Below are 20587 nucleotides of genomic sequence, written 5' to 3'. Positions count from 1 at the left end.
CGTTGTCGGGAATCTCGTATCAATACCCATTTTCGAACCGCCAATAACGAATGACCCTTAAACAGTATCAGCGTTTTGAAAAAGACAGTTTACTGCTATGAAATATATCAAATAATTGACCAAACCATTGTTGATCATGAAGATTTTTTGTTTTTTAATGACCTGTTAACAAAAGTATTCCATAAAGACAAACTTATATTACTCGATCAGTTTTTTGTATTTCCCCCAATTTTCAAAGACCACCCATAGCCAGATCATAAAGACTATAGCCCACATCAATATGCCTGATGGACTGAAAATGACGTTGTGGATAAAGATCCCGATCAATATTGGGAAGATAACCAATGCGCCCAATGTTCTTGTTCTTGGAAAGAGGAACAGCAGTCCACCTATAATTTCGATCACAGCGACCAGGGGTAACACCACTTGATGGTACTAAATGCCTGAAATACCTTTTGCATATCCATATCCATCGGTGGAATGGGCATATAATGTAGTAATTTGTCCAATCCGGCATTGATAAATAACAGGGCAAATAGAACACAGAGAATATTCTTTAAGATTTTCATGATCTTCAGTTTTAAAGGTCGATTATTGTACAGTAATGGTTGTCGGAGGATCTTTTGGATCGTCCTGCTCATTTTTTGTTTTATCTTCTTGGTCCTTATCACGGTTGCGTTCGACGGTGATCGTACATTCGGTGAGCAATGCCGCTACCGCGCCAATAGCCGCAAATACTGGAGCCAATAGCAATCCTATTGCGCCTACAGTGACCGGAAAACTCATAATCTCCTTACCATGTTTGTCGGCAATGCTGATTTTGTTGACATTACCTTCGGCAATGATATCTTTGATTTTCTGTAAAAGGTTCTCGCCATTGATCTGAAAGGTCTCTTTGAATCCCATAATTGTTTAATTTAGTTCTTACTTCCATAAAGTTATTCATTTTTTTACAGGAATTCTCATAAAGTTAAAAATCAAATACTGAGTAGGATAGCAAAAAAAGTCCTGCGGATTACGCAGGACTTTTGTATCAAGCCGTTGGATGATGTTAGCCTAAAACTGACAGGCTCTCTTCAAGAATCTTGATTTTCGCTTCTGCATCCGTTTTCTTGCTTTTTTCATTTTCAACGATTTCAGGTTTTGCATTTTGTACAAATCGTTCATTGGAAAGTTTCTTGTCTACCGAGATCAAGAAGCCTTTGAGATACTCCAGCTCTTTTTCAATACGTTCGCGTTCGGCATCTACATCGATGCTGTTTTCCAATGTTACATAACATTCATCTTTGCCTGCCAAGAAGCTCGCTGCACCGGCTACTTTTTCCGATACAAAAGTGACAGCTTCCAGATTGGCAATTTTAGTGATGATGTCGATATATTGTGCCAGATTGATGTCTGATTGTTGGTTGATGGCCAACGGTAACGCTACCTTTGGCGATATGCCTTTTGAATTGCGGATGTTCCGGATTTCCGAGATCATCTGTTGCGCTACGGCAAAGTTTTTGATGAGCTGCTCATCAAATTCCTGTGCGGTCGGATAAGTAGCGACAATGATACAGTCTTTTTCTTCTTTGAGGCCGAATAGTTCATCATGCCATAGCTCCTCCGTTAGGAAAGGCATAAAGGGATGAACCAGTGTTAAAATGCGTTGGAAGAAAGATTTAACGGTTTCTAAAGTTTCTTTCGCAATAGGAGAGCCGTAAGCCGGTTTGACCAATTCAAGATACCAGGCACAGAAATCATCCCATACCAGTTTATAGGTGGTCATCAGGGCATCCGATAAGCGGTAATGTTGGAAGTTTTCTTCAATTTCCGTCAATGCCTGGTTAAACCGTGCATCAAACCAAGAAGCTGCGATTTGATCCGATTCTGATCCAGGTGTATCGACGACCTCCCAACCTTTCACCAGGCGGAATGCATTCCAGATCTTATTGGCAAAATTACGTCCCTGCACACAGAGCTCTACATCAAAAGGTAGGTCGTTTCCTGCTGGAGCAGTTAACAACATCCCCATTCTTGTCGCATCAGCACCATATTCGTTCATCAGATCGATGGGGTCAGGCGAATTGCCTAATGATTTAGACATTTTACGGCCCAATTTATCACGGACGATACCTGTAAAGTAAACGTTCTCAAAAGGCAACTGACCACGGAATTCATACCCCGATACGATCATGCGTGCTACCCAAAAGAAAATGATATCAGGTGCAGTCACCAAATCCTGGGTCGGATAGTAGTAATTGATTTCAGTATTTTCCGGTTCGTTGATGCCATTGAATACTGAAATTGGCCATAACCAAGCTGAGAACCAAGTGTCGAGCACATCCTCATCCTGACGTAAATCCGTTAACTGCAAATCGGCATTTCCAGATTTCTGTTTTGCCAGTCCCAGTGCTTCCTCAATAGTTTGTGCGACAACAAAATCTTCATTGCCATCCCCATAGAAAAATGCCGGTATCTGATGTCCCCACCACAGTTGTCTGGAAATGTTCCAGTCAGTAACATTCTCCATCCAGTTGCGGTAGATATTCTTGAATTTTGTCGGATGAAACTTAATGGTGTCGTCCATTACATTGTCCAAGGCAGGTTTTGCCAGATCTTCCATCTTAAGGAACCACTGATTGGAAATCTTCGGTTCAATAACAGCACCTGTTCTTTCGGATGTTCCCACATTATTGGTGTAGTTTTCTACTTTCTCCAATAAACCTTTTTCCTCAAGTTCCTTTTCAATCTCTTTACGTACTTTGAAACGGTCCATACCCGCATAGTGAAGGCCATTGTCATTGAGTTTCGCCTCATCAGTAAAGATGTCCACAAATTCGAGCTCATGCTTCTTGCCGAGCTCGTAGTCATTGACGTCGTGTGCAGGTGTCACCTTCAGACATCCTGTCCCAAATTCGAGGTCCACATATTCATCCTCAATGATATTGACCTTACGGCCAACGATAGGTACGATTACCTGTTTTCCTTTTAACCAGGTATAACGTTCATCGTTCGGATTGATACAGACTGCCGTATCACCAAAGATTGTTTCAGGACGTGTTGTTGCCACCACGATATATTGATCCGTACCGTCAACCTGATATTTCAGATGGTACAATTTACCGTTCTTCTCTTTGTAAATAACCTCTTCGTCCGAGATGTTGGTTTTGGCCTCCGGATCCCAGTTGACCATGCGGTAACCACGGTAAATTAATCCTTTGTTATAAAGGTCCACAAAGACACGAATAACAGATTGATATAATTCTGGGTCCATGGTGAAACGGGTACGGTCCCAGTCACAGGAAGCGCCGAGTTTTTCCAGTTGCTTTAAGATAATACCACCATATTTCTCTTTCCATTCCCAAGCATGTTTTAAAAAGTCCTCGCGTGACAACGACTTTTTGTCAATGCCCTGTTCTTTCAACATAGCGACGACTTTAGCTTCAGTGGCAATAGAGGCATGATCAGTCCCCGGCACCCAACAAGCATTTTTTCCCTGCATACGTGCCCGGCGAATCAAAACGTCCTGAATGGTATTGTTCAGCATGTGTCCCATGTGCAATACCCCAGTGACATTCGGCGGTGGCATCACAATCGTATAAGGTTCACGTTCGTCTGGAGTAGAACGGAAAAATCCATTCGTTTTCCAATAGCTGTACCACTTTTCTTCAGCTTCTTTTGGATTGTAAGTTTTCGCTATGCTCATGTTAATTTTATATACAAACTTTTAGGAATACAAAAGTAAGGAATTCTTATGATTCTGTTATCATGTGATCAAGTTATCTTGTGACTTTATCCATGGAATCGTGAAAGTTGCCGAAGCTGTCAAAACAACGACTGCTCAACACCGCTGCGGACTGCATATCCTGGTGTCTCTCCCCGCCAGATTTCATCCTTCAGGAACTTTGAGCGCAGGATCATACGGCTACTCACTTGTTTCACCAACAGCACTTATATGCAGCATTAAGGACTTGATATGCTAACATATTTTTAATCTTTTCTTCATATTACGAGCCAATTAGCCTGAAATTAATGTAACTTTGCCTGTTTTAATTTTTATATGAAGGGATGCAACGATTTGCAAACGAGCTTAGAGCGTTAACACAGTATTTTCTATTCTGGCTGATGATCTGTTTTTTTGACAGATTCATTTTTATTACTGCTTTTTTTGAGAAGATAGGGTTTGCCCATTTTACAGAGATTTTTCGCATCTACTATCATGGATTAAGCCTGGATTTTTCAGCTGTATCCTATATCTGTGCTCTTCCTTTCCTTATTTATTGCATACTTAGTTTTTTTCCTAAACTACAGCCCAGGCGGACCATTCTCGATATCTATACCATTGTTACTCTGATCCTGTTTTTTGTGACGAGTTTCATCAATGTCAATATCTACCGGGAGTGGGGGGATAAAATTTCTAAAAGAGCCATAGACGCTTTCCTGGCATCACCTTCCGGCGCTGTGGCGTCGGCAGAATCCACACCTGTGGTTTTTCCGATCCTGGGGATGTTGGTCGGGATCATATGTGGATATTTTCTTTACCGATGGATGTTTAAGAAAGTCTATTTCTATAACATTCAATCAGCAGCCGGGAACTTTTTTAAACTGGTTATCGGCGCCTTTGTACTTTTTACCTTTATTCGGGGCGGCTATGGCCGAGCGACCTTAAATCCGAGCAAAGCCTATTATTCCGAAGAGACATTTTATAATCATGCTGCTGTGAATACCCAATGGTCGCTTTTGCGGGATTTTTTTACAAAGAGCACAAAACTAAAAAGTCCTTATCTTTTTTATACCGACCAGCAGGAAATTCAAAAACACTTGAAGCCGGCCTTCCAAAGCCAGCCTGATTCAAGTGTACAGGTGCTTTCTACCAAGAGACCAAATGTTGTCATCATCATGTTGGAGAGTTTTGTGGGGGATCTTATCCATTCACTGGGCGGAGAGAAAGGGATTACACCACATATGGAAGAGCTGATAAAAGATGGGATTTTGTTTAACCATATTTATTCGGCAGCTGACCGCTCGGACAAGGGGATGGTGGCCATATTAAGTGGGTTTCCTGCACAGGGGCCCGAAAGTATCATCAAATACATTGATAAACATGAAAATATACCTGCCATAGGGCAGGAATTTGACCGTGCGGGTTACGAAACCTCATTTTATCATGGCGGGCAGAGCGAATTCTATAACTTCAAGTCCTACATGCTGACCCATGGTATCTCAAAAGTCGTCGACAACGCCAATTTTGGTCTGAATGCCGAACGTGCTTCTTGGGGAGTGTACGATCATGTGGTTTTTGATCAGATGATCAAAGACTTCAGGAAAGAAAAACAGCCCTTCTTTTCCACCGTCTTTACCCTGATTAACCACGAACCTTTTGAGTTGAAGCACGGTTATAAATTTGGTCGTGCCAATAATGCCGATAAGTTTAGGAGTACGGCACATTATACCGATTCAGCTGTTTTTGATTTTATCAGCAAAGCTAAACATGAAGCCTGGTATAAAAATACCCTTTTCGTCATTGTGGCGGATCATGGTCATCGACTGCCTACAGAGAAATGGGAATTGTTTCACCCCAACCGCTTCCATATTCCTTTAATCTTTTTCGGGGATGTCATCAAGCCTGCATATCGAGGAAAGGTATTGGATCGGATAGGCAATCAGACCGACCTGGCAACGACATTATTGACCCAGCTCGGCCTTCCCACCAATAGATATCACTGGAGCCGCGACCTGTTTAACCCGACCACGGCCCAGATCGCATTTTATAATTCCAAAGATGCCTTTGGTCTCATCACCCCGCAACAGGCTGTATCGTTCGACAATGTCGGCCGCATTATCAATTACAGATCCAATAAGGAGTATCCCATGGCCAAAACAGACAGCATGCTGAATATCGCCAAGGCTTATTATCAAGAAGTATATCAAGAATTTCTAAAATATTGAGATTATGAAGTTAAAAGGAACATTAGCACCCTATTGCGCAGTTGCCATCCGTTTTGCCTTTCTTTTAATTATTTATGCATTACTGAGACTGGGATTCTATTGGACGAATGCTTCCTTATTCCCCAATGTGACTGCAACGAAATTACTGCTCATGTTTGCGGGGGGAATACGTTTTGATCTTGTCGCATTGCTCTACCTGAATATACTTTATATTGTCATGCAGACTATTCCGGGGGCTTTTACCTACAATTCCACTTATCAACGGATTGCCAAGTGGATATTCATTGTGGTCAATTCCTTGGGAATAGCATTGAACCTTATTGACTTTGCCTATTATCCATTTACCCTGAAACGCACCACGGGTACAGTCTTGGATCAGTTTTCAAATGAGTCTAATCTGCTGAAGCTGGCTTTTGATTTCTGTCTGGATTATTGGTATCTTATTGTGATCCTGGGACTACTTATTTATATTCTGGCCAGGACTTATCCAATCATTCAGCTCAAAAAACCTGAACGTTATTCATGGAAATCTTTCGCTGTTCAGATCCCCTTCTTCTTACTGACCGCTTTTCTTTTTATTGGTGGGGTACGTGGCGGATGGGCACATAGTACTCGGCCCATTACACTGAGCAATGCCGGCGATTATGTGGAGACACCTGAAGAAATGAATATCGTGTTGAATACCCCTTTTAGTATATTGAAGACCCTAAAGGCGGTTAACCTCAAACCTGTGGATTACTTCCCTGAACAGGAATTGGTAAAATTATACAACCCCATTCACCTGCCTCAATCCGATAAGCCCTTTGACAAGAAGAATGTTGTGGTATTGATTTTGGAAAGCTTCGCCAAAGAACATTTCGGAGAACTGAACAAGGATATTCAAGAGGGAAAATATAAAGGTTACACACCTTTTTTGGATTCATTGATCCGCAATGGCTATACCTTTACAGATACCTATGCCAACGGCCGTAAGTCCATTGATGCCTTGCCGTCAGTAATTACCGGAATCCCTTCGATAGGGGAGCCGTTTGTACTTTCGGTATATTCCGGAAATGAAACGACGAGCCTGGCCAAGCTGCTTGGACAAAAAGGCTATGAAACCGCTTTTTTCCATGGAGCACCAAATGGGAGCATGGGCTTCTCAGCTTATATGAAGCTGGCCGGAATCCAGCATTATTTCGGGAAGGATGAATACAATAATGACCGGGATTTTGACGGTATCTGGGGGATCTGGGACGAACCATTTCTCCAGTTTGTCGCCAACAAGATCAATACATTCAAACAGCCATTTTTTGCAAGCTTCTTTTCGCTGTCCTCGCATCACCCTTTTAAGGTTCCTGAAAAATATCAGGGCAGGTTTCCGAAAGGACCTTTACCTGTGCAAGAACCGATTGGTTATACCGATCATGCCCTACGTGAATTTTTTGCCACAGCATCCAAGATGCCCTGGTATAACAACACCTTATTTGTGATCTGTGCTGACCATGCCACCGTAAGCCACCTGCCCGAATATCAGACCACGGCCGGAGGTTTCCAGATTCCGATCATATTCTACGCCCCAGGGACGGGACTTGTGGGGAAAGCCGATAAATTGGTGCAGCAGATCGATATTATGCCCACAATTCTGAACTATTTGCATTATGACGAACCCTATTTTGCGTTTGGATCGGATGCTTTTAAGCCAGGACGTGACAATTTTGTGCTGAACAATAATGCCGGAAGCTACAATTTCTATTACAAAGATTATATGATGTCTTATGATGGATTAAAATCCACTTCGTTATATGATCTCAAGCAGGATCGTTTCATGAAAAAAGATCTGCTGAAGGAGCACCCCGCCATATTGGATACCATGGAAACTAAGATGAAAGCCTTTATCCAGCAATACAACAACCGGATGATTGAAAATAAGCTGACTTATAAAAAATCACAATAAAAATTCAGGTACCGTACCCCATTTCTGGTATCCTGCGGGACTGGCGTATTTCAGGAGACCGGGATGAACAGCAAAAAAAAGACCTACACTGTTTACAGTGTAGGTCTTTTTTATATGACGTTATGATTGGAACTATACGCCCAACAATAAACGGGCTGGATCTTCCAGCAATTGTTTCACACGTACCAAGAAGCTGACGGATTCACGGCCATCAATGATGCGGTGATCATAAGAAAGTGCGATGTACATCATTGGACGGATCACGACCTGACCATTTTCAGCGATCGGACGTTGAATGATGTTGTGCATACCCAAGATCGCCGATTGCGGTGCGTTGATGATCGGTGTTGACATCATGGATCCAAATACACCACCGTTAGTGATTGTAAATGTACCACCAGTCATTTCGTCTATCGTTAATTTGTTGTCGCGTGCTTTACCAGCCAATGTAGCAATTGCTTTTTCGATTTGCTCCAAGGACATGGATTCCGCATTACGGATTACAGGTACAACCAGACCTTTAGGTGCAGAAACCGCAATTGAAACGTCCGCGAAATCAGAGTATACAATTTCGTTATCTTCAATACGGGCATTCACTGCTGGCCATTCAGCCAATGCAGTCGTTACTGCTTTTGTAAAGAAAGACATGAATCCAAGGCCGATACCAAATTTCTCTTTGAACGTATCTTTATATTTAGCGCGTAGATCCATGATCGGCTGCATATTGACTTCATTGAAAGTTGTCAACATGGCAGTTTCATTTTTAACCGATACTAAGCGCTTCGCGATTGTTTTACGCAATGAGGATAATTTCTCACGGCGCTCGTTTCTGGAACCTGCGACAGGGGCAGCCGTTGCAACCGGAGCAGCAGCGGCAGGTTTTGCAGCTGGAGCAGCTTTTGCAACAGGTTGAGCTTTTTCGGCATCCTCTTTCGTGATGCGGCCATCTTTGCCTGTTCCTTTTATGCTTGAAGGATCAATTCCTTTTTCTCTTAAAATTTTTGCAGCAGCAGGAGAAGCTGTTCCAGCAGCATAGCTATCAGGATCTTCATCTTTTGCTGTAGCTACAGCAGCAGGAGCTGCACTTGATGACGCCTCAGCAGCAGGGGCAGCGGCAGGAGCCGAACCACCAGCAGGAGCTTCACCTTCTTCAATTGTACAAACGACAGCACCGATTTCTAAAGTATCACCTTCTTGTGCAATGATTCTTAAGATACCTGCTTTTTCAGCTGGTAATTCAAACGTAGCTTTATCTGATTCCAGTTCGGCGATGTTTTCATCCATCTCCACATAATCGCCATCTTGTTTCAACCATTGTGATAAGGTTACCTCCGTGATGGATTCACCTACGGTTGGTACTTTAATTTCTAAGCTCATATATAATGTTCTTTATTGACAATTGCGTCCTATGTATAAGACGCAATTGATTTTAAATTGTTTTTATTCGAATGATTTATTTAAGATCTCTGCTTGTTGTGCAACGTGTTGTTTCATGTATCCTGTTGCTGTACTGCCACTTTCTTTACGGGCTACAAAACCTGTGAATGCAATTTCAGTACCCATCAATTTACGGCAGTAATAAGGCCATGCTCCCATGTTCTCATTTTCTTCCTGTACCCAAACGAACTCTTTAGCTTTGTTGTATTTTTTGCGGATCGCTTTCAATTGCTCGGTAGGAACCGGGAATAATTGCTCCAATCGTACAATGGCAATATCTTTCCGTTGATCTGCTTCTTGTTTCTCCAATAAGTCATAATAGATCTTACCCGAACAGAACAATACGCGTTTTACATCTTTTGCTGCAACGTTTGTGTCGTCGATTACTTCTTGGAATACACCTTCTGTAAAGTCTTTCAATGGTGATACCACTTTCGGGTGGCGCAACAGTGATTTTGGTGTAAATACCACCAATGGTTTACGGAATTCACGTACCAGTTGACGGCGTAATAAGTGGAAATAGTTTGCTGGTAATGTACAGTTTGCAAGGATCATGTTCTCATTTGCACACAATTCCAAGAATCTTTCAATACGTGCAGAAGAGTGTTCAGGGCCCTGTCCTTCCATACCGTGAGGAAGCATCATCACCAAGCCATTTGAACGTTTCCATTTCGTTTCAGCACTTGACAAATATTGGTCCACGATGATCTGAGCCCCGTTATAGAAATCCCCAAATTGCGCTTCCCAGATTGTTAGTGAGCTAGGGTTAGAAGATGCATAACCATATTCAAAACCTAAAACGGCATATTCTGAAAGTAATGAGTTGTAAATGGAGAACTTTTCACCCCCTTTGATATTCGCCAATGGAACATATTTCTCTTCCGAATCTTCCAGGGTCAATACCGCATGACGGTGTGAGAAAGTACCCCGTTGTACATCCTGGCCCGAGATACGGACTCGGTTGCCTTGATCCAACAATGTCGCATATGCCATCAATTCACCCATTGCCCAATCGTATGCATCATTGCTGATCATTTTTGCACGATCTTCGAATAAACGCGTAATCTTGCGGAAGAATTTTTTGTCCGCAGGCAATGTCGTAATCTCTTTCGCTAACTTTAAGAAAAGATCTTTTGCAACCTGCGTCTTGTCAGAAGTGGTCAATACTTCACCCTTTTTAGCTGGACGCAAGCCTTCCCAGGCACCTTTGAACATTGGAATCTCTTCCGTCAGTACCTCAACTTCTTTAGACTCTTCAAATTTAGACTGCAATGCCGTCTTGAACTCTTTTTCTATTGTTTTTGAATACGCCTCATCAATACTTCCTTCAGTAATTAATTTTTTCGCGTAGACTTCTTTCGGATTCGGATGTTTCTCGATGATTTTGTACAACAATGGTTGGGTGAACTTTGGCTCATCAGCCTCATTGTGACCAAATCTTCTATAACATAATAAATCAATGAATACGTCTGTTTTATATTTCTGACGGTATTCAACAGCTAAGTTGATCGCATAAACGACTGCTTCAGCGTCATCACCATTGACATGGAATACCGGTGAAGAAGTGATTTTGGCAACGTCTGTACAGTACGTTCCAGAACGAGCATCTTTATAGTTTGTTGTAAATCCAATTTGGTTATTGATGACAATATGGACTGTACCGCCAGTTTTGTAACCGTCCAGTTTAGACATCTGAGTGACCTCATAAACCACTCCCTGCCCAGCAATTGCTGCATCACCGTGGATTAAGATCGGCGCAATTTTGGAAGAGTCACCATCATATTTGAAGTCAATTTTAGAACGGACCATACCTTCAACGATTGGATCCACAGTCTCCAAATGAGAAGGGTTAGGAGCCAAGCTTAAGTGGACAGATTTACCATCGTTTGTTTTAACTTCAGAAGAGAAACCCAGGTGATATTTTACGTCACCACCAAAATTTACCTCTGGATCATCGGCATAGGTTTTACCTTCAAATTCGGAGAATACCGATTTGTAGGATTTACCCATAATATTGGTCAGGACATTCAATCGACCACGGTGAGCCATACCGATCACAAACTCTTGAATACCGATTTCAGCGCCTTTTTCAATCACAGAATCCAATGCTGGGATTAAGCTTTCAGCACCTTCCAATGAAAAACGTTTTTGCCCTAAAAACTTAGTCCCCAAAAAGTTTTCAAATACAACGGCATGGTTGAGCTTGTTTAAAATTCTCTTTTTGGTGTCCAACGTGAATTGTGGCATATTGCGGTCCGCTTCCATGCGGTCCTGCAACCATTTTATTTTCTCCGGATTGCGGATATATTTGAATTCGGCACCAATAGAACGGCAGTAAGTATCTTCAACCAGTTGACGGATATCTTTTAATGTGGCTGGACCCAAACCAACTTCAACACCTGCATTGAATACCGTGTTCATGTCAGTCTCAGCAAGACCAAATGTCTCCAGTTCCTTTCCAGGGTAGTATTTACGTCTCTCACGAACAGGATTGGTATGTGTGAAAAGGTGACCCCGGTCGCGGTAGCCATTGATCATGTTCAACACGTTGATTTCCTTCAATACGTGCTCAGGTGTAGCCTCGCCTACTGAACCTGTTGTCCCACCAGCATTTTGACCAAAATCAAAACCTTCAAAGAATTTTTGCCATCCGAAATCTACCGATTGGGGATCTTGCTTGTACGATTGATATAAGCCATCGACATAAGCCGAATCAGCATTACTCAAATATGTCAGATTGTCCATTTACAATTAAAACTATGAAATTTGTCAAAGTTATGAATAAAAAAAGAGTTTCTAATACTGAAATTGAATAATTTAATCAATAAATCTATCCAATTCTTAACATTATTTAGCAGGATTTTAATCGTGCTACAGCGCAGCACAAAATTCTGGTATATTTGCAATTATTTATTTCTGCCGAAGATTTATTTGACGTATACGTCATCCAGTTTGGGAAGTCCATTTGGGAAGTGGGTTTTGATCAGTTTTTGCCAGTCCAAAGCCTTGTTGTCCTTTTCACTGGTTCCGACACCAGCGACATGCGACCACTGTCCATATACGGTCGCAGGTGAGTAGTCCAAGAGATGTTCTTCAAACCATGATGCCCCTTTTAACCAATTGACCTGATACTCATGGACCAGATAACTGGCCGCAATCAGTCGTGCCTGGTAGGGGATATAACCTGTTTTTTGCAATTGTCTCATGGTGCTGTTGATAAAGTCGTGGTCCGTTTGGCCCGATTTCCATTTCTCAAATAGCTCTTCATGTTCGTTGGGCCCAGGGATGTGACCAGGATTGCCGTTTTTTGTCCCATGGGATTTAAAGAATACATTCGGGTACTTTTTCAGCATGAAACGGAAATAATCCCGCCATAATAAAATATCGATGATTTTTTCAAATCGTTTATCCTTTTTCCCATCGCCGAGTTTCTTGATGTTGTTGTACACAAGGATGGGGGACAGTGTGCCTGAAGCAATGAAAGGCCCCAATATTAAGGGATCCTGCTCACCTTCTGGATAGGTGGACAATACCGCATGCATAGTGCTGAGTGCCGTATCTTCACCACCCAGTACATAAATGTCGTTAACAGCTTGGATTTCCTCTTCCGAATAGCCTAAATCTTTCAATGTAGGGATTTTGGTGTCCTCGAGATGTGGTGGAGTCATGAAATTGGATGGAAATGGGATCGGTTGCCTGACAGCGCTTTCCCGTTCTACCTTTTTTTTGAAGACCGAAAAACCATTGGGAATATCCTTGATCGGAAAAGGAAGGTCCTCCTTATGGTAAAGCGTATGGCCTATAAAATGACGGAGATTGATTTTGCTGCTCCACAGTTCACCTTCCACTTTTTCGGAAATGGAGGTTTCCCGAAGTGCAACCTCGCGGTGATGATAAACCTCATTGACCTGATACTTTTGGGCAATCCGTGGAATGATCTCCTCTGGTTTGCCAATATAGGTCAACAGGTCACTTCCTTGGCTTTTTAATTTCTCCTTTAAGGCTGTGACAGCTTCGATTACAAAGGCTGCCCGCAAGACCCCGGTGTTTAAATTTCCAAAGGCATTTCGCTCAAAATATCGGGGATCAAAACAATAGACTGGAATAATGAAAGAACTCTTTTCAGAAGCTTGATAGAAGACCTCATTGTCATGAAGTCTCAAATCATTTCTAAACCAGATCATTGTAGCCCTTTTGTCCATAGAAGTTGAAGATAAATACTTTTAGTGCAGCCTATTTTCAGAAGATTTACAAATATATAAGGATATTGTGTTCTTAAAAGTATTTCGCCATGAATTGACATTAAAAGGACAAAGAGGCGCCGACTGGCCACTAAGCTAGCTGTGATGGCAAGGTGATTAACACTATGAAAGGATCTATTTTTAATCTTTGTCAGCGTATTGGTTTGCATGTGCTCTCCATGTAAACCGGCTGACCTACAGGTGGATGTGTGCTGGGGCAAACTTCGGTCGGCCAAACAGAATGAAAAAATAAAAATAGTATTAAACTTATTTGATGTTTCTCTGTTCTAAAATCAGGGAATTATGATAATTGCTGGTCAACAAGGTACCGATGAAATAAGTAGCGCTATACGGCCTGAGAAACAGCCTATAGGCTGCATGCTGAAGGCTTCATTGTCAATAAGCCCGGAGATGGACATTGAAGTTTTTATCAGCTGACTGTTCAGTTACTCCATGGTGAGTTTGTCAAATGAAGTGTATAGTTGACCGATGAGTTTTCATAGCCATATAAAATAAATGATACTGATGAAAAAGGTTTTAATCAGCGGACTAAATACCTATTTGGGGCGACGGGCGTCATGTTATTTGCAGGCGAAAGATTTTGATGTGATTGGACTGGTGCGCAATTTGACCATCTTTAATAAAATAGTCAAAGAGAAGGTGACTGCAAAGCTATGTGAACTCGATCTGCTTCGAAAAGGGGAAGCGTATGAAAGTTTTAAGATCAGCGATTTAAACTTTGGTATCTATTTTACGCAGGTTCCCTCCTTGAACAATGAAATACAGCTTCAATTGGAACTCCTCGGCCTCCGTAATTTTGTGGAGATCTGTAAACGGTCGGGTAATAACCGTGTGATTTATGTCGCCAGATTGATGGATGAACATTTCTTGGAACCGGTTCGTAACTTGTTGGAAATATTGAGGGTGCAGTATACCATTGTGATCAAAAGCAGTGTTGTTGGTAAGGAAAGTGTATTGAACCGTATTTTTGGCAAGTTGGCAAAGCGCCAGACCGTGTTTTATTGGAACTGGGTAGCCTCCTTAAAATTTCGGCCATTACCGCTATTGGATGTCTATCGCTGGCTTCGGGAAATGCCCTGGGAAAATAATTTTATATCGGAGATAATCTACCTGGGAGGCAATGAAGAAATGACGTTCAGGGGATTGTTTTATCATTTTCTGACCTGTACATCCGAAACACAGAAGAGAGAGATTGGTGTCAATAAATTCTTTGCCAAAATCCTGCTCACCCGCTTCAATGATATCAATAAAGAAGATATGGACGAGTTCCGACGTGTGCTATATTATGAAAAGAATGTGGATAATTCGACCTGGCAAAAAGTGCAACCCTTTGAATTTACACCCTTGAGAGCTTATGTCTGTATGGATACCTGATTTTTATTGAATTATTCTGTTAAATTTGTGGATTAACGAGTTTATGCAGATATAATATGGGATACAATAGTCTAGCGGCATGCGTTGCAGATCTTGAAAAACATGGTCATCTAATCCGAATAAGAGAAGAAGTAGATCCATACCTGGAAATGGCTGCCATCCATATGCGGGTCTTTGATGTGGAAGGACCTGCCTTGTATTTTGAAAATATCAAAGGGTCTGAATTTCCGGCGGTATCCAACCTTTTTGGCACACTTGAGCGTTCAAAATTTATGTTTCGGGATTCGTTGGATCACCTGAAGAAGCTGGTGGATGTTAAAATGAATCCTGCGGCAGTCCTCAAAAATCCATTTCAGTATATCGGGTCGTCTATGACTGCACTGGGGGCTCTTCCTTGGAAGCGCAAATCCGGAGCTCCTATCCTTCACGGTAAAACCAGTATCAGTAAATTACCACAGATCGTCAATTGGCCGATGGATGGGGGAGCCTTTGTAACCATGCCTCAGGTCTATACGGAAGATGTCAACCGGCCAGGGATCATGCAGGCCAACCTGGGAATGTACCGCATCCAGCTTTCCGGCAACGAGTATAACAGAGATCAAGAAATTGGCCTGCACTATCAGCTGCACCGGGGTATCGGGATTCATCAGACAAAAGCCAATGCACTCGGAAAACCACTCAAAGTGAGTATTTTTGTGGGTGGGCCTCCTGCCCATCCTTTGTCTGCAGTGATGCCCCTGCCTGAGGGGCTGTCTGAAATGATCTTTGCCGGGGCCCTGGGGAACAGAAGATTCCGTTATTTTTATGATGATGAAGGCTTTTGTATCTCTGCAGATGCAGACTTTGTGATCACAGGCACTGTTTATCCCAACGAAAATAAACCCGAGGGGCCTTTCGGCGACCATATTGGCTATTATAGTCTGACTCATCCATTTCCGTTGATGAAAGTGCATAACGTGTACCATAAGAAAGACCCGATCTGGTCATTCACAGTCGTGGGGCGTCCACCACAAGAAGATACCAGCTTTGGAGCACTTATCCATGAGATCACCGGTTCGGCCATTCCACAGGAAATCTCAGGACTCCACGCTGTCAATGCGGTGGACGCCGCAGGTGTACACCCTTTGTTGTTTGCCATTGGATCTGAGCGTTATACACCCTATCAACAAGTGGACCGGCCACAGGAAATCCTGACCATTGCCAATCAGATCCTTGGTAAAAATCAGCTGAGCCTGGCCAAGTATCTTTTTATTTCGGCCCATGAAGACAATCCGGAACTGGATATTTACGATATCCCCGCATTTTTCGGACATCTCTTGGAGCGTATCGACCCGGCCCGTGATCTTCATTTTCAGACGAATACCACGATTGATACACTGGATTACTCTGGTGATGGATTGAATACCGGCTCAAAGGTGGTATTTGCTGCTGCGGGAACGAAAAAAAGAACACTGGCACTTGAGCTTCCGGCAAACTTTGATCTGCCACGCCCCTTTAACCAGGCCAAATTCGTGATCCCTGGTGTCCTGGCAATAGATGGACAATCGTTTACCAGCTATGAAAATGAAGCTGAAATTATCGCGGCATGGTGCCGTGCTGCTGAAGGAATGGCCTGGGAGGGCTTTCCGTTGCTGGTGCTCTGCGATGATGCCAGCTTTACGGCAGCCAATGTCAATAATTTTGTCTGGACGACGTTCACCCGAAGCAACCCCGCATTTGATATTCATGGGATCAGGAGCTTCACCTCTTTTAAACATTGGGGCTGTGAAGGCCCTGTGATTATTGATGCCCGCACAAAACCACATCATGCTCCGGCATTGATCAAAGATGAAGCTGTTGAAAAACGGGTGGATCAGCTGGGGGCAAAGGGCGGATCACTTTTTGGAATTATCTAAGGGCGACAATAGGCCCTAAGTGGACATCGTCACAACGATTAAGAAATCATAATTTTTACGGATTTATAAGATAAAATGAACATAGAACAATTATTAGCAAAATCAGCGTCAGGCCAGCTTCAGTTTCAGGAAGTGCTGGATCATATTGCGGCACATTATGATTATCATCCCACTACTTTCCAGAATGGGAGCCTTCAAAATTCAAAAGAAGAAAATCAGGGCAGTGCAAAGCTGTTGTACTTCGCGCAATTAAATCAACTTTCCAAAGAAGATACCTTGAGGTTATTTGCCGAACATTATCAAAACGTATTGGACAATCCTACAGGTGAAGGTCATCAGAATATTCGGCAGTTTATGGCCAATGGCTGGGACGGGGTGGCGTTTGAGCAGGCGGTATTAAACCTTAAGTAAAAAAGATAGGGACAGTATTGAACTGTCCCTATTGATCGTTGGACTTGATGGTGTGTGATCCTGAGCTGCTAGCTGTTGCTTTCGCAGTCTGTGTCTTTATTGCCGCCGAAATAGACCATCCAGCAGATACCAAACTGATCCTGGAATGAACTATACAATTCAGCAAAAAATGTCTCGCCCAATGGCATTTCCACGACTTTTGCATTCACGCTGAGTGCTTCGTATAAAGTTTTTGCCTCAGCACTGTTGGCGCACATCAGCATGACATAGGTATTGTTGCCTTGTGTATAGGACTGGCCAAAGACCGGAATGACATCAGCTCCCATCAACATGCTCTCCCCATTTATAGAAATCGCCGTATGGCAGATCTTGTTTTTAGCCTCATCGGGTATGGGGGGCATCTGTGGATCGGCAGGGATATCTCCATAGCGCATAAAACCTGGGTTTTTAGTCTGGAAGACTTTTTCGTAAAACGTGAATGCTTCTTCACAATTCCCATTAAAATTTAAATAAGCATGTAATTTTGCCATGATTGCTAATTTTGGATATATTGATTATTTCTTTTCTCAAAATGCCTCCAGTCGGATATTCGGCTGAATAATCCGTTCTGCTGATGTAAAATTAAGCTGAAGCAGTGAGAAAAAACTTGCCTTAAGGCAAGTTTTGAAACAGGTATAGGATTTAAAAAAGGGTTAATTGCCCTGTACGATTTCCTTCCGAATCCGGCTTAACGAGGTGTCGGTAATGCCCAAATAAGAGGCAATATGTTTGAGTGGTGCCTGTTGGATCAGTATGGGCTTCTCCTTGATCAGTCGAAGATAGCGTGTCGTGGCGGGTTCGGTAATCATGGCAATAGCCCTATTTTTACTGTGGACCAGTTCATTCGCCATCCAGGAACGCCCCCATTCCCTGAACTCCGGAATCTGGTGGAAAAGTTCCTGAAAATCTTCGAAACCTATTTTCCAGAGGCGGGTGTCAGTCAAGGCCTGAATGTTTTCCACCGTTGGGCTGCGTTGAAAAAAAGACGCCACCTCGATGACAACATCATGGTCGCTGCAAAATCCAATGGTAACCTCATTGCCTTCGTAATCATGTAAAAATGACCGCGTAAGACCGTACTCCATTAAATAGTAGGCATTGGCAGTCTGTCCCTTACTTAGTATAAAATCGCCTTTCTTGATGGTGATCGCTTGATGTTTATCTTTTATGGAATTTAACTCATCACTGCTCAGGGCAAGATCACTGTAAAATGTCCCAATTAGATCCATGTTGTTGGTTATTTGATTGCGAAGTGAATTTAGCGATAAGTCTCCAGATCATCTGCTTGCCTGCTGTGTGATTATTGTAAATAAATGGGTGTTTTATTGTTAATTTGTTGTATTTTTAAATATTAAATTGTTAAAAATTCAATAAAAATAAAAAAATGTTATGAATTTAATTTTTAATTGTTTTACTTTGTGTCAATAACATAATGTAAAAACAGAATATTTAAAATTTTCATAATATGTGTGGAATTATTGGCGCTTTTGAATTAAAGCAACCTGCAGCAGCATTGAGACCCCAAGTATTGGAAATGTCAAAACGTATTCGCCATCGTGGCCCGGATTGGTCTGGTATTTTCACGGGTGAAAAAGCGCTTTTGGCGCACGAGCGATTAGCCATTGTTGATCCTAAATCGGGCAGTCAACCATTATATAGCCCTGATGGCCAAGTCGTGTTGGCTGTCAATGGAGAGATCTACAACCATGATGAACTGCGCAATAGTCTTCCTGATTATCAATTTGCCACACAGAGTGATTCAGAGGTTATCCTGGCGCTGTACCTGGCCAAAGGTCCATCCTTTGTGGATGAACTCAATGGGATCTTTGGATTTGCTTTATACGATTCGCGCGATGATTCTTTTTTCGTGGCACGTGATCATATGGGTATCATCCCCTTATATTATGGGAAAGATGACCAAGGACAATTGTTTGTTGCCTCTGAGTTAAAGTCACTGGAAGGCTACTGTACGAGCATTGCACAATTTCCTCCGGGACATTACCTGTACAGCAAAGAAGGAAGTGTCCCTCAGCGCTGGTACCAGCGGGACTGGGAGCGTTATGAAACTGTAAAAGACCATGAAACCGATATCGCAGCATTGCGCAAAGGCCTTGAAGATGCTGTGCATCGTCAGCTGATGTCAGATGTGCCTTATGGTGTACTGTTATCAGGCGGGCTTGATTCTTCAGTCATTGCCGCGATCACCAAAAAGTTTGCTCCCAAACGCATTGAATCAAAAGATGAAGAAGAAGCTTGGTATCCCCAATTACATTCTTTTGCGGTTGGATTGAAAGGTGCACCCGATCTGATTGCTGCACAAAAGGCTGCCGATCATATCGGGACAATCCATCATGAAATTAATTTTACCATTCAGGAAGGCTTGGATGCCATTCGGGATGTGATCTATCACCTGGAGACCTACGATGTCACGACCGTACGTGCATCAACACCAATGTATCTCCTGGCACGTGTGATCAAATCCATGGGGATTAAAATGGTGCTGTCGGGCGAAGGTTCTGATGAACTTTTCGGTGGTTATCTTTATTTTCATAAAGCCCCCAATGCACAGGAGTTTCACGAAGAAACCGTACGTAAACTGAACAAGCTTTATCTCTATGACTGTTTGCGGGCCAACAAATCACTTGCCGCCTGGGGAGTTGAAGGCCGTGTACCTTTTCTGGATAAAGAATTTATGGATATCGCCATGCGTATCAACCCGGAAGATAAAATGATCCGTGAAGGCAGAATGGAAAAATGGGTTGTCCGCAAGGCCTTTGAAGATTATTTACCTGAAAGCATTGCATGGCGCCAGAAGGAGCAATTTTCGGATGGCGTGGGATACAGCTGGATTGACACTCTTAAGGAGCAGGCCGAGAAGAATGTTTCGGATCAGGATTTTGCTGCTGCAGCCACGCGGTTCCCGGTAAATACCCCAAAAAACAAGGAAGAGTTTTTGTACCGGACAATTTTTGAGTCACATTTTCCATCTGGGGCCGCCGCCCAGACCGTCCCTTCGGTGAAATCTGTTGCTTGTAGTACGCCAGAGGCATTGGCCTGGGATGCTTCTTTCCAGAACCTCAACGACCCTTCGGGCAGGGCCGTGGCATCCGTCCACCAGGAAAGCTATGAAAAATCCAAAGTGGAAACTGTATAAAAAATCAACCATTCCTATTCTTAATTTTGACAGAAGCCCAGGGCATAGCCCGGGCTTCTGTCGTTATGTTTCAGCCTATCAAAGTGTTCTGCCAATCCATTACACGCGGGATTGGCCTGCGGATACCCTAAAGCAACACGTCGGTCAA

General features: G+C 42.7%; 15 protein-coding genes. 6 read left to right on the top strand and 9 right to left on the bottom strand.

What is annotated here, in order from left to right; all coding sequences use genetic code 11:
- Positions 1-198 precede the first annotated feature (198 nt).
- The 4 genes from HX021_RS10210 to HX021_RS10195 all read right to left on the bottom strand — a co-directional run bounded on the left by HX021_RS10210 (position 199) and on the right by HX021_RS10195 (position 3688).
- On the bottom strand, positions 199-405 hold the full coding sequence (locus HX021_RS10210) for a hypothetical protein (protein WP_286590134.1): 207 nt from the start codon (positions 403-405) through the stop codon (positions 199-201).
- Positions 402-569: a hypothetical protein gene (locus HX021_RS10205; protein ID WP_286590133.1), complete on the bottom strand. Its 168-nt coding sequence runs from the start codon at positions 567-569 to the stop codon at positions 402-404. The genes HX021_RS10210 and HX021_RS10205 overlap by 4 nt, the downstream gene beginning before the upstream one ends.
- A 22-nt stretch (positions 570-591) precedes the next feature.
- Entirely contained in the window at positions 592-906 is a 315-nt protein-coding gene (locus HX021_RS10200) for a DUF4342 domain-containing protein (protein WP_286590132.1), read from the bottom strand.
- A 145-nt stretch (positions 907-1051) separates the two neighbouring features.
- Positions 1052-3688, bottom strand: a complete 2637-nt coding sequence (locus HX021_RS10195; RefSeq protein ID WP_286590131.1) for a valine--tRNA ligase — start codon at positions 3686-3688, stop codon at positions 1052-1054.
- Positions 3689-4050: 362 nt separating this feature from the next.
- Between HX021_RS10195 and HX021_RS10190 the strand changes: the two genes are divergently transcribed.
- Positions 4051-5931: an LTA synthase family protein gene (locus HX021_RS10190; RefSeq protein WP_286590130.1), complete on the top strand. Its 1881-nt coding sequence runs from the start codon at positions 4051-4053 to the stop codon at positions 5929-5931.
- 4 nt (positions 5932-5935) lie between these two features.
- Positions 5936-7867, top strand: a complete 1932-nt coding sequence (locus tag HX021_RS10185; RefSeq protein ID WP_286590129.1) for an LTA synthase family protein — start codon at positions 5936-5938, stop codon at positions 7865-7867.
- A gap of 132 nt (positions 7868-7999) precedes the next feature.
- On the opposite strand, the gene odhB is transcribed toward HX021_RS10185, so the two are convergent.
- The 3 genes from odhB to HX021_RS10170 all read right to left on the bottom strand — a co-directional run bounded on the left by odhB (position 8000) and on the right by HX021_RS10170 (position 13488).
- Entirely contained in the window at positions 8000-9244 is a 1245-nt protein-coding gene (odhB, locus tag HX021_RS10180) for a 2-oxoglutarate dehydrogenase complex dihydrolipoyllysine-residue succinyltransferase (RefSeq protein WP_286590128.1), read from the bottom strand.
- Positions 9245-9307: 63 nt separating this feature from the next.
- Positions 9308-12049, bottom strand: coding sequence for a 2-oxoglutarate dehydrogenase E1 component (locus tag HX021_RS10175; protein WP_286590127.1), 2742 nt, complete (start codon positions 12047-12049; stop codon positions 9308-9310).
- Between the two features lie 182 nt (positions 12050-12231).
- Positions 12232-13488 (bottom strand): deoxyribodipyrimidine photo-lyase, encoded by a 1257-nt coding sequence (locus HX021_RS10170; RefSeq protein ID WP_286590126.1) that lies wholly within the window; start codon positions 13486-13488, stop codon positions 12232-12234.
- 582 nt (positions 13489-14070) lie between these two features.
- Between HX021_RS10170 and HX021_RS10165 the strand changes: the two genes are divergently transcribed.
- The 3 genes from HX021_RS10165 to HX021_RS10155 all read left to right on the top strand — a co-directional run bounded on the left by HX021_RS10165 (position 14071) and on the right by HX021_RS10155 (position 17246).
- Positions 14071-14940 carry a Rossmann-fold NAD(P)-binding domain-containing protein gene (locus HX021_RS10165; RefSeq protein ID WP_286590125.1) on the top strand — a complete coding sequence of 290 codons (870 nt, stop codon included), beginning with the start codon at positions 14071-14073 and terminating at the stop codon, positions 14938-14940.
- Positions 14941-14996: 56 nt separating this feature from the next.
- Positions 14997-16835, top strand: a complete 1839-nt coding sequence (locus tag HX021_RS10160) for a UbiD family decarboxylase (protein ID WP_286590123.1) — start codon at positions 14997-14999, stop codon at positions 16833-16835.
- A gap of 75 nt (positions 16836-16910) precedes the next feature.
- Positions 16911-17246 (top strand): HopJ type III effector protein, encoded by a 336-nt coding sequence (locus HX021_RS10155; RefSeq protein ID WP_286590122.1) that lies wholly within the window; start codon positions 16911-16913, stop codon positions 17244-17246.
- Between the two features lie 68 nt (positions 17247-17314).
- On the opposite strand, the gene HX021_RS10150 is transcribed toward HX021_RS10155, so the two are convergent.
- Both HX021_RS10150 and HX021_RS10145 read right to left on the bottom strand, forming a co-directional pair.
- Positions 17315-17776, bottom strand: coding sequence for a VOC family protein (locus tag HX021_RS10150; RefSeq protein WP_286590121.1), 462 nt, complete (start codon positions 17774-17776; stop codon positions 17315-17317).
- 162 nt (positions 17777-17938) lie between these two features.
- Entirely contained in the window at positions 17939-18514 is a 576-nt protein-coding gene (locus HX021_RS10145) for a Crp/Fnr family transcriptional regulator (protein ID WP_286590120.1), read from the bottom strand.
- A gap of 236 nt (positions 18515-18750) precedes the next feature.
- On the opposite strand from HX021_RS10145, the gene asnB reads away from it, so the two are divergent.
- Complete coding sequence (asnB, locus tag HX021_RS10140; protein ID WP_286590119.1) at positions 18751-20439, top strand: asparagine synthase B; 1689 nt, start codon at positions 18751-18753, stop codon at positions 20437-20439.
- Positions 20440-20587: the final 148 nt, after the last annotated feature.

This window comes from Sphingobacterium sp. N143 (assembly GCF_030325625.1).
GTDB lineage: Bacteria > Bacteroidota > Bacteroidia > Sphingobacteriales > Sphingobacteriaceae > Sphingobacterium.
This window is presented reverse-complemented; position numbering and strand designations above follow the sequence as displayed.

Excerpts from the sequence above, each read along its gene's own strand:
- HX021_RS10200 (WP_286590132.1), bottom strand. The coding sequence starts at position 906 with ATGGGATTCAAAGAGACCTTTCAGATCAATGGCGAGAACCTTTTACAG.
- HX021_RS10155 (WP_286590122.1), top strand. The coding sequence starts at position 16,911 with ATGAACATAGAACAATTATTAGCAAAATCAGCGTCAGGCCAGCTTCAG.
- odhB (WP_286590128.1), bottom strand. The coding sequence starts at position 9,244 with ATGAGCTTAGAAATTAAAGTACCAACCGTAGGTGAATCCATCACGGAG.
- HX021_RS10165 (WP_286590125.1), top strand. The coding sequence starts at position 14,071 with ATGAAAAAGGTTTTAATCAGCGGACTAAATACCTATTTGGGGCGACGG.
- HX021_RS10185 (WP_286590129.1), top strand. The coding sequence starts at position 5,936 with ATGAAGTTAAAAGGAACATTAGCACCCTATTGCGCAGTTGCCATCCGT.
- asnB (WP_286590119.1), top strand. The coding sequence starts at position 18,751 with ATGTGTGGAATTATTGGCGCTTTTGAATTAAAGCAACCTGCAGCAGCA.
- HX021_RS10195 (WP_286590131.1), bottom strand. The coding sequence starts at position 3,688 with ATGAGCATAGCGAAAACTTACAATCCAAAAGAAGCTGAAGAAAAGTGG.
- HX021_RS10160 (WP_286590123.1), top strand. The coding sequence starts at position 14,997 with ATGGGATACAATAGTCTAGCGGCATGCGTTGCAGATCTTGAAAAACAT.
- HX021_RS10145 (WP_286590120.1), bottom strand. The coding sequence starts at position 18,514 with ATGGATCTAATTGGGACATTTTACAGTGATCTTGCCCTGAGCAGTGAT.
- HX021_RS10170 (WP_286590126.1), bottom strand. The coding sequence starts at position 13,488 with ATGATCTGGTTTAGAAATGATTTGAGACTTCATGACAATGAGGTCTTC.
- HX021_RS10205 (WP_286590133.1), bottom strand. The coding sequence starts at position 569 with ATGAAAATCTTAAAGAATATTCTCTGTGTTCTATTTGCCCTGTTATTT.
- HX021_RS10190 (WP_286590130.1), top strand. The coding sequence starts at position 4,051 with ATGCAACGATTTGCAAACGAGCTTAGAGCGTTAACACAGTATTTTCTA.
- HX021_RS10150 (WP_286590121.1), bottom strand. The coding sequence starts at position 17,776 with ATGGCAAAATTACATGCTTATTTAAATTTTAATGGGAATTGTGAAGAA.
- HX021_RS10175 (WP_286590127.1), bottom strand. The coding sequence starts at position 12,049 with ATGGACAATCTGACATATTTGAGTAATGCTGATTCGGCTTATGTCGAT.